The sequence below is a fragment of the Streptomyces sp. NPDC001617 genome (genome assembly GCF_053596855.1).
In genome coordinates, this window is the sequence record NZ_JBSFHA010000107.1 from 22288 (window position 1) to 34664 (window position 12377).

A 12377-nucleotide genomic window follows, 5' to 3' on the forward strand; every position below is an offset into this window, starting at 1 on the left:
GCGAAGGAGCGATCACATGGGCCGATACGATCTCGCCCTCATCGGATTCGGCGGCGTCAACCGCGCGCTCGCCGAGCTCATATCCCAGAGCGGGGAACGCCTGGCCGAGGACCTGGGCTTCGCCTTGCGTGTGGTGGCGATCACCGATCTGCGGGCCGGTTCCCTGGTCGACACCGATGGCATCGACCTTGCCCCGCTGCTGGCGGCCGAACCCGGGGAGCTCAGCTTCGCCAGCCTGCCCGGCGGCAGCGCCGATGCTCGCAACGAGTGGGTGATCCGCGAGGTCCCCGCCGACATCGTGGTCGAGGCGACGTTCACGAACCCCACCGACGGCGAGCCTGCCCTCTCCCATGTGCGTTGGGCCCTGGAATCGGGCAAGCACGTGTGTACCACCAACAAGGGACCTGTTGCCCTCGCCTCCCGGGCACTGAAGCAGCTGGCTGCCGAGCGTGGTGTCAGCTTCGAGTTCGAGGGCTCGGTGCTCAGTGGCACTCCGATTCTGCGCACCGCCGAGCGCATGTTCGGCGGGCTGGAGATCACGGGCGTGCAGGGCATCATGAACGGCACCTCGAACTACATCCTCGGCCGTCTCGAAGAGGGCATCGAGCTTGCGGCGGCCATCGCCGAAGCCCAGGAGCTCGGGTACGCCGAAGCTGACCCCACTGCGGACATCGAGGGCCACGACGTCCAGCTCAAGGTCATGATCCTGGCCAACGAGGTCCTCGGCGCCGACCTGCGCCGCGAGGACGTCTTCTGCGAGGGCATCTCCGCTATCACCGCGCTGGAGGTGCAGGACGCCGCCTCGAAGGGGCTGCGCTGGAAGCTGGTCGGCTCCGCCACCCGCCACGAGGACGGCAGCGTCGATGCCCGCGTCGCGCCCTTGGCGCTGCCCGCCCAGCATCCGCTCGCCGGAATCTCCGGGCCGGTCAACGCGGTCGCCTTCCACACCGACCTGCTGGGCACCGTCACGGTCTCCGGGCCCGGCGCAGGCCGCATCGAGACCGCTTACGCCCTGCTGTCGGACATCATCGCCATCCACCAGCGCCACGCGGACGACGACACCGCCCCCACGCGCCCGGTTCTCCAGGAGACTCACCGTGTCTGACACCGTCGTGCCCCCCAGTATCGAGTTCGGCAACGCCACGGCGCCCGTGCACAACCCCTACACCGGCGAGGTAATCGCCTCGGTGCCCACCGTCGACGCCAGCGCGGTCGGCAGCATTTTGCAGCAGGCCCGGTGCGGACGCCGCACCGCGGCCGCACTGTCCCGCGCGGCGAGGGCCGACATGCTGGAACGCGCCGCGCATCTGGTCGAGCGGCGTGCCGAGTCCTTCGCCCAGCTGATCGTCAGCGAGGCCGGCAAGACCATCACCCAGGCCCGCAAAGAAGTCGCCCGCGCAGTCAACACCCTGTCCCTGTCCGCGGCCGAGGCCCGGCGCAACGCCGGAGAGGTCATCCCCTTCGACTCTTATGCGGGCTCGGAGAAACGGCAGGGCTGGTTCACCCGCGAACCGCTCGGGATCATCGCCGCCATCACTCCGTTCAACGACCCCCTCAATCTGGTCGCCCACAAGCTCGGCCCGGCCATCGCGGGCGGCAACGCGGTGATCCTCAAACCCTCGGCGCTGACGCCGCTGTCTGCGCTGCGCCTGGTCGACACCCTCATCGAGGCCGGCCTGCCGGAGGAGATCGTCACCGTCGTCAACGGCGACGCCGATGCCGCTGCCGCGGTCGTGGCCGCTCCCGACGTGCGGATGGTGTCCTTCACGGGCGGCTTCGCCACCGGCGAGGCCATCTCCCGGACGGCCGGACTGAAGAAGCTCGCCATGGATCTGGGCGGCAACGCCCCGGTCATCGTCATGGACGACGCCGACCTGGACGAGGCGGTCGCCTCCTGTGTCTCCGGTGCGTTCTGGGCCGCGGGCCAGAACTGCATAGGCACCCAGCGCATCCTCATCGCCCGCGAGGTCTATGAACGGTTCCGTGACGCGTTCGTCGCCCGCACGAAACTGCTGCGCGTCGGCGACCCGCTGGACGAGCGCACTGACGTCGGTCCCATGATCACCAGGGAGGCCGCGGCCGCCACCCGGGCCAAGGTCGACACGGCGGTCGCCGAGGGCGCGGTGCTGCTGTGCGGCAACGACGCCACCGGCTCCCTGTATGCGCCGACCGTCCTGGAAGACATCCCGGCGACCTGCTCGATCTGGCAGGAGGAGGTTTTCGCCCCGGTCGTCGTGCTGCAGCCGTTCACGTCCTTCGAGGATGCCATCGAGCAGGCCAACGCCATCGGCTACAGCCTCCACGCAGGCATCTTCACTTCCCGCCTGGACCGCGCTCTGACCGCGGCCCGGCTGTTGGAAGCCGGCGGCGTCATGATCAACGACTCGTCCGACTACCGCTTCGATGCCATGCCGTTCGGCGGGTTCAAGTACGGCAGCATGGGCCGCGAGGGCGTGCGCTTCGCCTTCGAGGAAATGACGCAGCCCAAGGTCGTCTGCGTCAATCACATCAGTGAAGTGGTCCAATGACCGCCTTCCGCACCGAGCGCGACTCGCTGGGCGAGCTGACAGTGCCGGCCGACCCCTACTGGGGCATCCACACGGCCCGTGCGCTGGAGAACTTCCAGGCCAGCGGCATCCCGCTGGCCGCCCACCCGGCCCTGGTCCGTGCACTGGCCACCGTGAAACGGGCCGCGGCCCGGGCCAACGGGGAGATCGGCGCACTGGCGCCGGAGGTCGCGCGGGGGATCGAGGCGGCCTGCCGGGCGATCGAGGACGGATCCCACCACCGCGAGTTCCGGGTTGACGTCATCCAGGGCGGGGCCGGCACCAGTACCAACATGAACGCCAACGAGGTCATCGCCAACCTCGCGCTGGAGTATCTGGGCCTGGGGCGGGGCCGCTACGACGTGGTCTCCCCGCTCGACCACGTCAACCGCTGCCAGTCCACCAACGACGTCTACCCGACCGCGCTACGGCTCGCCGTCGGTACCGCCCTGGGCGGTCTGCTGGACGCACTCGGCCCGCTCACCCAGGCGTTCGCGGCCAAGGGTGCGGAGTTCGCTCATGTGGTGAAGGTGGGCCGCACCCAGCTGCAGGACGCCGTGCCCATGACCCTCGGCCAGGAGTTCGCCGCCTTCGGTGTGACCCTGGCCGAGGACATGGCCCGCCTGCGTGAGCTCCTGCCGCTGCTACACGAGATCAGCCTCGGCGCCACCGCCATCGGAACGGGCATCACCGCCGAGCCGGGATACGCCGAGGCGGCGGTGCGTCATCTGGGCGCCCTCACGGGGCTCGAGCTGAAGCTGGCTGCCGACTTGGTCGAGGCGACCTCCGACACCGGCGCCTTCCTGCTGGTCTCCGGGGTCCTGAAGCGGCTGGCCGTGAAGCTGTCGAAGATCTGCAACGACCTGCGCCTGCTGTCCAGCGGCCCGCAGAGCGGCCTGGGCGAGATCGCGCTGCCGCCCCGCCAGGCCGGTTCGTCGATCATGCCGGGCAAGGTCAACCCGGTGATCCCGGAGATGGTCAACCAGATCTGCTACGCGGTGGCCGGCGCGGACGTGTCGATCACGATGGCCGCGGAGAACGGGCAACTCCAGCTCAACGCCTTCGAGCCGCTGATCGGGCACCTGCTGCTGACCTCGATACAGTGGCTCACCCGCGGCTGCACGGCACTGTGCACGCTCTGCATTGTGGGGATCACCGCCCACGAGGAGCACCTGGCCCGCCAGGCCGCCCGGTCGGTGGGCTCGGTGACCGCCCTGACCCCCCACATCGGCTATGCGGCGGCCGCCTGGATCGCGAAAGAGGCCCTCGCCACCGGGGCGGACGTGGCCGACCTCGTGGTCCAGGGCGGGCTGCTGGACCGGGACCAGACGATGGCGCTGCTCACCCCGGTGCCCTTGAACTCCGCCCTCCTCGCGGGCGGTTGACGACGCTGGACAGGGTGAGCGCGGTGACGGTGTCCCGGACGCCGGGCATCTGCGCGATGTCCCCCCAGATGACTCGTACGCGTTCCAGCGAGGCCGCCTCCAGGCGCACCATGATGTCGAAGTCGCCGCTGAGAATTTCGCAGATGACGACCTCGGGGATGCGTTTGAGCGCGGCTAGGACATCACTCCCGCGCATGCGGTCCTGGCGGTACACGAGGACGAGAGCGGAGATGACATCGCCGGTGTCGTCGCCGGCACGGACGATGGTGTAGCCGGCGATGTGGCCCTGCCGTTCCAGCCGTTCGATGCGCTGGCGCACCGCGTTGCGGGACAGCAGCACCTTGCTGGCCAGTTCGGAGTGCGAGATGCGGGCGTTGCGGGTCAGCTCGGCGATGATCTTCTCGTCGATGGCGTCCACGGCGGACCGTCCCCTTCGCGAAATCGGTGGAGGCGGTGTCCCCCCACGGCACGCGGATCGCGGGTGTGCCACGGGGTTCCTCCAAAGGCATGGTGAGTGGTGGTTATAGGTCAGGCTCAGGATGTGCCAGCTGGTGATCGCAGGCTCGACACAGACGGGCGTGTCGGCAGCCTGGACACGGGGCTGGGGCGAGCGGTGAGCGGCTGTGTCCGATCGGGGACATGCCAGAGCCCGGCGGGGAAGACCAGCGATCCCAGCCGGGCTGTGGTGCCTACTTGACGCCGGAGACGGTGCCCAGCTTCTACAGGATGCCCTGGCCGTCGGTGGCCAGGCACTGCGAGGCGGAGTTCAGCGGCGGGAACTGCTTCACCGTGCCGTCCCTGTTGAAGATGGTGTCCACGTTGTCCTTCGTGACGATGGTCTGCGGCGGGAAGGTCTGGGCCGGCGGCTTGGGATCGACCTCGATGATGACGTCGGGCTTCGCGGCGATCATCGTGGACAGGTTCTGGAAGATCGTCGTGGCCAAGGAGTTGTTGTTGTAGACGTTGAGCCTAGTTCCAGTGCCCTTCAGGGCGTTCTGCAAGGTGGTCTGCATGCCGGAGTAGGTGGCGCCGTCGTTGGTGGCGTTGGCGAAGTCGACCGTGAAGTTCTTCTTCCACACCCAGTGCCGCCAGGGCGACGCCGGCCCGGGTCACGTTCTTTCTGAGGGGACAGCTGGTCGGGGCGAACGATGACATGGTGTTTCTCTTTCTGGGTGGCGATGACCAGAGCAGTGCACGGCTGTTGCAGGGAAGGGGAGGGTGTGTCGTTCTGGCCGGGGCGAGGGGGGACGGGTGGGGTCGCTGCTGTGGGGTCCGACTGCTCAGATGGAGCGGTTGCGGATGTTGGTGAGGGCGACATCGACGACCATCGGCTACATCACGCCGTACCAGGCGAGGGTCCGCTGCCATCAACGGCTGGACCTCGCGGCATAAAACGGAAGTATCGGGACCTGAGGGGTCACTTCAGTTTCTCGTGCTCCGTGGTCCGCGACGAGGCATAGTGGGGGCCGACAGCCTGAGCAGTGCTTGCGGCCTGTACTGCCTGGAGGTCGGCTTTCTCGCCTGGTACACCCGGTGGCTGGACGACGCGCTGAACCGCGCGGCGCGGGGCGCAGTCGGGCCGGTGAGCGCCACCTACTCGATTCTGGAGTTCGGCGACAACCTGCGATACCGGCCGACCCGGGCATGAGCATTCAGACTGTCCAACCCCTGACGCACGCGAACCAGCCCCGTCCCCTGGGGCATTCCCGCCGCGTGTCCGGCCGTTCCACCACCACGCGGACTCGGAGTCAGCGCCGGGTCAGGACCGCGATCTCGTTGCCAAAGCCGACCACCAGTTTGCCATCCGGCTCCACCGCCACCGCGGTCACGTATGCGGGGAACACCAACTCCGGACCGGCCTGCCGGCGGGTGGTCAGATCCCACATCCGCACCGTCCCGTCCCGGTCGCCGGTGACAGCGACAGGACGACGCTCCATCACAGTTGCGGCTACAGCCACCACCCCACCGGTATGGCCGGTCAGAGGTTCGCCGGCCTCCTGGCCCGTGGCGAGATCCCACAGCCGTACCGTCCCGTCGAAGCTGCCACCGGTGACGGCGATGCGACGGCTGTTCACCACGGTAGTCGCCACCGACGGCACTTCGCCGGTGTGGCCGGTCAGCGGTTCGCCGATCTGCTGCCTGGTGGTCAGGTCCCACACCCGCACCGTCTCATCGCTTGAGCCCAAGCCTATGCCGCTGCTTGTGACGGCGACCGGGCGGCCGTCCACGACGGCTGTTGCCACCGCCAGCACTCCGCTGTTGTGGCCGGTCAGCGGTTCGCCGATCTGCTGCCCGGTGGTCAGGTCCCACACCCGGACGGTCTTGTCGGTGCTGCCAGTGAGGGCGACAGGGAGGCCGTTCACCACAGTTGTCGCCACCGCCAGCACTCCGCTGTTGTGGCCGGTCAGCGGTTCGCCGATCTGCTGCCCGGTGGTCAGGTCCCACACCCGCACCGTCTCGTCGAAGCTGCCACCGGTGACGGCGACGGGAAGGCCATTCACCACGGCCGTGGCCACCGACCGCACCCCGCTCTTGTGGACGGTCAGGAGCTTGCCGATCGGCTGTCCGGTGGTCAGGTCCCATACCCGCAGCGTCTTGTCGTCGCTGCTGGTGACGGCGACACGTCGCCCGTCCATCACGGTTGTCGCCAACGACCGGATCGCGTCGGTGTGGCCGGTCGGGAGCGCGCCGACCTGCCGCCCCATGGCGAGGTCCCACACCCGCACCGTCGTGTCGAAGCAGCCGGTGACGGCGACGGGAAGGCCGTTCACCACGGCCGTGGCCACGGTCCGCACCCCGCTGTTGTGGGCGGTCAGGGGCTCGCCGATCGGGTCTCCGGTAGTGAGGTCCCATACCCGTACCGCGTCGTCGTCGTTGCTGGTGAGGGCGACGACGCGGCCGCCTATCACGGTTGTCGCCACCGACCGCACCGCGCCGGTGTGGCCGGTCAGGGGAAGGGCTTCGTTGAACGGTTGTCCGGTGGCCAGGTCCCACAGCCGCACCATGTTGTCGTAGCCGCTGGTGACGGCGACGGGGCGGCCGTCGACCAGGGTCGTCGCCAGCGACCGCACCCCGCTGGCGTGGCCAGCCAGCAGTTCGCCGGTCTGTTCGCCAGTGGTCAAGTCCCACACCCGCACCGTCTCGTTGTAATCGGTACTGCTGGAGACGGCGACGGGTCGGCCGTCGACTGCAGCCGTCGCCAACGCGCACACCCCCCTGCTGTGGCCGGTCAGGGGTTCGCCGGTCTGCTCACCGGTGGTCAGATCCCACACACGTACGGTTTTGTCATCGCTTCCGGTGACGGCGACTGGGCGCCCGCCCATCACGGTTGTCGCCACCGACCGCACCGCGCCGGTGTGGCCGGTCAGGGGTTCGCCGGTCTGTTTGCCGGTGGTCAGGTCCCACATCCGCACCGTCAGGTCGTAGCTCCCGCTGACGGCAACAGGGCGGCCGTCCACCACAGCCGTCGCCACCGCCGACATCCTGGAGGTATGCCCAGCCAGGGGTGCGCCGACTGCCTGCCCCGTGGTCAGGTCCCACACTCGTAGCGTGGTGTCGAAGCCGCCGGTGACAATCACCGCACGCCCGCCCACCATCGCCGTCGCCACTGACAGCACCGGGCCGGCATGGCCGGTCATGATGTGCCGGAGTCTTGGGTCGACCTGGGTGCCGGTGGCCCAGTCCACTCCCCACCTCGCCGCGGCAGTGCCCTCCACCGGCACGGCGGTGATCTGGGCTGCCAACTCCTGGTCGCCGTACCGGGCCGCGTCCAACGCCAGCAGCGCCCGACGCATGACAGGTCCGGCGTCACCGTGCAGGTGTGCCGAGGCCCGGTACACCGCCGCCGCCAACTGTGCTCGGGGATCCCGCGCGGAGTCCAGCAACCGTGCTACGCCTTCCGGATGCGCATTGACCAGGAACCCCGGATCAGTCAGGCACTCATCGGCAACAGCGGTGGCGGTGCCCGGCTGGATCTTGGACGGCATGAAGGCGTACTCCCACATCGTGTTGCTCAAGCTCTTGGAGAGGGGTCGGCCCACTCGACTTCAAACTCACCGTCGACGGGCAGAGTTGACAAGCCTGCACCACTTGATACGCGCCAGCTATCCGTGAAAACACGGAACCGACCACCCAGGATCGCGGACCGTCACCGCATCCAGCATGCTCATCGGCTGATGATGTCTGATGCGGCCCTGACACCGCACAGACTTTCCCGGCCCCCTACAGGCACAAGGCGTTGCCGTCGAGGGGAGGTTTCCCGCGCGAGAGGCCGTGCGGGTCGCGACAGGGGGCAGCGCCATGGCCGTCTGGACCATGGCTGCGGTTTCGGCAGCCTCGGTGCGCACCCGTTCGTCAGGGTGGGTCCGGGTGTGCACCGCCGCGGCCGCGATGGCGGGCAGCGCGGCGCAGCAGCCCAGGACGGCGCGTGCCATCAGGGCATTGGCCACCTCGTCGTCCTCGTAGAGGAGGTCGTCGTCGGATTCACCGTCGTCTCCCGACGCGAGCATGGCGGCAACCCCGGCGTCGACGTCCCGTCCTGCGGGGGTGACGAGGGACTCCAGGTCGTCGTCGGCACCGAGGCGGCCGATTCGGCTACAAAACGCACTGTTACGCACGGTTCTGTGAGAGCCGGGAGGTGAGAAATATCCACAGGCGGCAAGCCGGTGGATCCGGGCTGAGGGTGAACCCTGGGCCTGGAAATTGCGTAGTTTCACTGAGAGTCGAAAGACCGCACCAGCATCGCCGGAGTGGCCGAGCCGGGGAGCTACGGCGCGGACTCGGGGTGACAGGTGCAGCCCCGGCGTCCGACGACACCCAGACGGTGTGCGGCGTGGCGGGCGGACTCCCTCATCCACAGCAGGCCCACCGCGGGCTGGAAACCGTGGAAGCCGCTCAACAGCACGCCCGGACTGAGGTTCACCACCTCGTGCCACCACCCCGCCGGCACATGCAGCACATCGCCCGGGTCGAGATCGACGGCGAGTACCCCCGGGCCGCCGGCGGCCCGATGTGCGGCCTGTTCCGTCACCTCGTCAGCGGTCAGCCGGGACAGCCGGGCCCACTGGTCGTAACGAGCTGACCGGCCGCCGACCCGCTGGACACTTCCCGGCGGTAGCAGCCGGAACCGTTTGCGTCCCACCAGCTGCACGGCGACGTTGTCCAGGAGGTCGCGGTGCAGGCCGGTGCGCGCGCCGGACGGCCCGATCCAGGCGCTGCTGGATGTCACGGCACGGCGGGGGAACAACTCCTGGGGGCGCAGGTCGTCCCGGAGCGCGGGAACGGCCCGCAGGAGGTCGAACTCCTTCAGATACGACCCACGTAGGCTGTCCTCGTCCGTGCCCAGCCCGCGCAGGTATGCGGGCAGGGACGTGGTCCGGAACCGGGTCCGTCCGCGCTCCCGTTCTCCCACCACGAGTGTCACGGGCAGCTCGGGGACGATCCCCGCGAGTCCGTCGAAGCCCCAGGTCCGGACCGCCGGCCAGTGCGCCGCGGCCCCGCGGTCCAGCCGCGGCACCGGGCGGCCCGCGTTCTGGGCCGACGATGAGGGGGCAGGTGACGTCATCGCTGCCTCCCACTGGCGCCGGGCAGGAAGACGAGGCATGCGTTGTGACCTCCGAAACCGAAGGAGTTGGCGAGCGCAGCGCCGAGGCGGCCCACGCGGGGGCCGCCGGTGACGACGTCCAGCTTGATCTGCGGATCCTGCTCCCGCAGGTTGATCGTCGGTGGAACGACCTGGTCGCGCAGGGCCAGGATCGTGGCCAGGGCGTTGAGGGAACCGGCGGCGCCGAAGAGGTGGCCGGTCATGGACTTGGTGGCGGTGACGGCAGCGTGCAGGCCGATGGCCTCGCCGATCGCTTCCGCCTCGGTGAGGTCACCGTGCGGGGTGGAGGTGGCATGGGCGTGGACGACGTCGATGTCGTCGGCGCCGAGGCCGGCGTCGGCGAGTGCCCGGCGGATGGCGCGGACCTGGCCGTCGGTGTGTCCGGACGTCAGGTGGTGCGCGTCGGAGGTGACACCCGCGCCGGCCAGGACGGCGTAGGGCGCGGCGGCTCGGGCGGCCGCGAAGCCGACGTGCTCCAGCACGACCACGGCCGCCCCCTCTCCGGTCACGAACCCGTCCCTGGTGGCGTCGAACGGCCGAGAGGCCCCCGCGGGATCGTCATTGCGGGTGGAGTGCGCCGTGGCCTGAGCGAAGCCGGCGAGAACGAGGGGATGGATGCAGGCCTCGGCGCCGCCCGCCACCACCACGTCGGCACGACCGAGCCGGATCAGGTCCAGGCCCAGGGCGATGGCCTCCGCGCCGGAGGCGCAGGCGCTGACGGGTGTGTGGGCGCCGCCCCGGGCACCGAGTTCCAGGCTGACCACGGCTGCCGGGCCGTTGGCCATCAGCATCGTCACTGCGCGTGGGGACACCCGGCGGGCGCCGGACCGCTCCAGTACGTCGTCCTGGCCGAGCAGTGTGAGCACGCCGCCGGTGCCGGTGCCGATCACCACGGCCAGTCGCTCCGGTTCCACCTGGGGGCGGCCGGCGTCGGCCCAGGCCTCACGGGCGGCGATCAGGGCGATCTGCTCGCAGCGGTCCAGTCGGCGGGCCTGCACCCGGTCCAGGACCTCGGTCGGCTCGATCCGTAGCCGGGCCGCGATCCACACCGGGAGCGTTTTCGCCCAGTCCTCCTTGAGCCGGGAGATCCCCGACTCTCCTGCCAGCAGGGCGGACCAGGTGCTGGGCACGTCCCCGCCCAGGGGTGTGGTGGCACCGAGTCCGGTCACGGCGACGTTCATCCGGTCTTCTCCTGAAGCGACCCCGCTCTGCCGAGTGGGGAGGTGAGAGGCGGGCGAGGCGAGGGTGCGGGCAGACCCATGAGGCGCGCTTTGACGGCGGAGACGAACAGTGCGGGGCCCAGCAGCCGGGCCGGTGAGCCGACGAGGTGGTAGATGCTGTCGAGGGTGCGCTGGGCCCTGACGTCCCCGTGCGCGGCGAGCCGGTCGACCTCGCCCGACCAGCGGCCGAACAACACGTCCACTCCCGAGCGGCGTTCACCGCCGGTGTGGCGCAGGTCCTCACCTGTCGCGATGGACCAGGGGAGGTCGGCGGCTCGGGCGAGTCGTCGCACAAGCCGGTGCTCCCAGCCCGGCCTGGTGGTGGCCAACGCCCGTCGCAGGAGCAGCGCCTGGGTCGCCGCCACGGTGATGCCCTGGCCGTACACCGGGTTGAAGGCGCAGAGGCTGTCGCCCGTCACCAGGAGGCCGTCGGGCCATATCGTCATGCGGTCGTAGTGCCGGCGCAGGTTGCCGGTGCGGCGGTGTACGGCGATGTCGCCCAGCGGGCGGGCGCTTGTCGTGAAGTCGGCGAGGGCCGGGTCCCGGAGACGGGCCAGGAAGGCGTCGAAGCCTTCGGGGTCCCGTGGCGGGCGGTGTTCCGCGGCGCCCACGGCGGCGACCATCCAGCGTCCTCCCTCCACGGGAAGGGCCACTCCCCCGGCCGGGCAGCCCGCCGTGGGCAACAGGACGACGCCCGCGACGCGGCCGAGATGGCCGGGCTGTGCGGCGTAAACGCGTCCCGCGTAGCCGAATCCGGCGTCGACCGAGGTGGCGGGCACCTCACCGAGCCCTAGTCGTGCCATCCAGTGGGGCATGCGGGAGCCACGACCGGAGGCGTCCACGACGAGGTCCGTCCTGACGGCCGGGGCATCATGGCGCTCGACGAGCCATCCGGCGCCGCTCGCGGGGCGGTTCAGGCCGCGGACGCGGGCGCCGCCCAGCAGTGAGACCCCCGGCAGTGCGGTCACCCTCTCGCGCACCAGGTGCTCGACCAGCGGGCGGGTGGCCGAGACCAGCTCGAAGGCAGGGGTGCCGAAGGGGGCCCATCCGCGTTCGCCGAGCCACGCGAGGTTACCCGTGTCCAGGGGCACACCGCCTGCGGCGATCAGCTGCTGACGCAGCCCCGGAAGCAGCTCCTCGATCTCGCACAACCCCCGGTGCAGGAGCACCTGCGGCTGGCGGCCCTGGGGGACGCCGGCGCGTGGTGTGGGGGCCGTGGGGGCGGTGTCCCGTTCGAGGACGGTCACCGTACGACCGGATCCGCTGAGGACGGCCGCGGTCAGCAGTCCCGCCATGCCCGCCCCGATGACCACGGCATCCGTGGTCATCCCGGCGCGGCTGTCGGCCTCGTTCACGTTCACCCTTTTTCCTGTCTGTTCTTCGCCACCTGAACGGATCGTCCGCAGCCGTCAGACGAGCCGGAAAAGGGCTTTCCGCATCAGTTGGAGCCAGGGCAGCGGCACGAGTCGCCACAGCGGGGCGCCGGCGGCCATGGGAATTCGTCCGCGAAGCAAGGCTCCGTGGTCGAGCAGGGCTTGATCAAGTTCCCTGAGCGTCCGGGTTGGTGATGCCCAGGAGCGGGAGGGTTCGTTCGGGCTGATCGCGGATTGCGCGGGTGGTCTTG

The 12377-nt window shown here is 69.9% G+C and carries 11 protein-coding genes and 1 pseudogene; 4 read left to right on the forward strand and 8 right to left on the reverse strand.

What is annotated here, in order from left to right:
• Positions 1-16: 16 nt before the first annotated feature.
• Genes ACWC09_RS46075 through ACWC09_RS46085 form a run of 3 tightly spaced genes read left to right on the forward strand, consistent with a single transcriptional unit; the run spans position 17 to position 3931 of the window.
• On the forward strand, positions 17-1105 hold the full coding sequence (locus tag ACWC09_RS46075; protein WP_450857496.1) for a homoserine dehydrogenase: 1089 nt from the start codon (positions 17-19) through the stop codon (positions 1103-1105).
• The gene (locus ACWC09_RS46080) at positions 1098-2528 is read left to right on the forward strand and encodes an aldehyde dehydrogenase family protein (RefSeq protein ID WP_450857498.1); all 1431 of its coding nucleotides are present in this window, start codon (positions 1098-1100) and stop codon (positions 2526-2528) included. The genes ACWC09_RS46075 and ACWC09_RS46080 overlap by 8 nt, the downstream gene beginning before the upstream one ends.
• On the forward strand, positions 2525-3931 hold the full coding sequence (locus ACWC09_RS46085) for an aspartate ammonia-lyase (RefSeq protein WP_450857500.1): 1407 nt from the start codon (positions 2525-2527) through the stop codon (positions 3929-3931). The genes ACWC09_RS46080 and ACWC09_RS46085 overlap by 4 nt, the downstream gene beginning before the upstream one ends.
• On the opposite strand, the gene ACWC09_RS46090 is transcribed toward ACWC09_RS46085, so the two are convergent.
• Positions 3888-4349, reverse strand: coding sequence for an Lrp/AsnC family transcriptional regulator (locus tag ACWC09_RS46090; RefSeq protein WP_450857502.1), 462 nt, complete (start codon positions 4347-4349; stop codon positions 3888-3890). The two genes, ACWC09_RS46085 and ACWC09_RS46090, sit on opposite strands and share 44 nt — an antisense overlap.
• A gap of 301 nt (positions 4350-4650) precedes the next feature.
• Positions 4651-5010, reverse strand: coding sequence for a hypothetical protein (locus ACWC09_RS46095; protein ID WP_450857504.1), 360 nt, complete (start codon positions 5008-5010; stop codon positions 4651-4653).
• Between the two features lie 380 nt (positions 5011-5390).
• On the opposite strand from ACWC09_RS46095, the gene ACWC09_RS46100 reads away from it, so the two are divergent.
• Complete coding sequence (locus ACWC09_RS46100; protein ID WP_450857506.1) at positions 5391-5579, forward strand: hypothetical protein; 189 nt, start codon at positions 5391-5393, stop codon at positions 5577-5579.
• A gap of 100 nt (positions 5580-5679) precedes the next feature.
• On the opposite strand, the gene ACWC09_RS46105 is transcribed toward ACWC09_RS46100, so the two are convergent.
• The 6 genes and pseudogenes from ACWC09_RS46105 to ACWC09_RS46130 form a co-directional block, all read right to left on the reverse strand.
• Entirely contained in the window at positions 5680-7947 is a 2268-nt protein-coding gene (locus ACWC09_RS46105) for a WD40 repeat domain-containing protein (protein ID WP_450857508.1), read from the reverse strand.
• Positions 7948-8034: 87 nt separating this feature from the next.
• Positions 8035-8547, reverse strand: a complete 513-nt coding sequence (locus ACWC09_RS46110; protein WP_450857510.1) for a hypothetical protein — start codon at positions 8545-8547, stop codon at positions 8035-8037.
• A gap of 149 nt (positions 8548-8696) precedes the next feature.
• On the reverse strand, positions 8697-9494 hold the full coding sequence (locus tag ACWC09_RS46115) for a cupin-like domain-containing protein (protein WP_450857512.1): 798 nt from the start codon (positions 9492-9494) through the stop codon (positions 8697-8699).
• Positions 9491-10714 carry a beta-ketoacyl-[acyl-carrier-protein] synthase family protein gene (locus ACWC09_RS46120; protein ID WP_450857514.1) on the reverse strand — a complete coding sequence of 408 codons (1224 nt, stop codon included), beginning with the start codon at positions 10712-10714 and terminating at the stop codon, positions 9491-9493. The genes ACWC09_RS46115 and ACWC09_RS46120 overlap by 4 nt, the downstream gene beginning before the upstream one ends.
• The gene (locus ACWC09_RS46125; RefSeq protein ID WP_450857516.1) at positions 10711-12114 is read right to left on the reverse strand and encodes an FAD-dependent oxidoreductase; all 1404 of its coding nucleotides are present in this window, start codon (positions 12112-12114) and stop codon (positions 10711-10713) included. Before ACWC09_RS46125 ends, ACWC09_RS46120 begins: the two co-directional genes overlap by 4 nt.
• Before the next feature lie 48 nt (positions 12115-12162).
• Positions 12163-12377: pseudogene (locus ACWC09_RS46130) on the reverse strand (hypothetical protein); the annotation flags it as partial.

Excerpts from the sequence above, each read along its gene's own strand:
- ACWC09_RS46075 (WP_450857496.1), top strand. The coding sequence starts at position 17 with ATGGGCCGATACGATCTCGCCCTCATCGGATTCGGCGGCGTCAACCGC.
- ACWC09_RS46085 (WP_450857500.1), top strand. The coding sequence starts at position 2,525 with ATGACCGCCTTCCGCACCGAGCGCGACTCGCTGGGCGAGCTGACAGTG.
- ACWC09_RS46115 (WP_450857512.1), bottom strand. The coding sequence starts at position 9,494 with ATGACGTCACCTGCCCCCTCATCGTCGGCCCAGAACGCGGGCCGCCCG.
- ACWC09_RS46120 (WP_450857514.1), bottom strand. The coding sequence starts at position 10,714 with ATGAACGTCGCCGTGACCGGACTCGGTGCCACCACACCCCTGGGCGGG.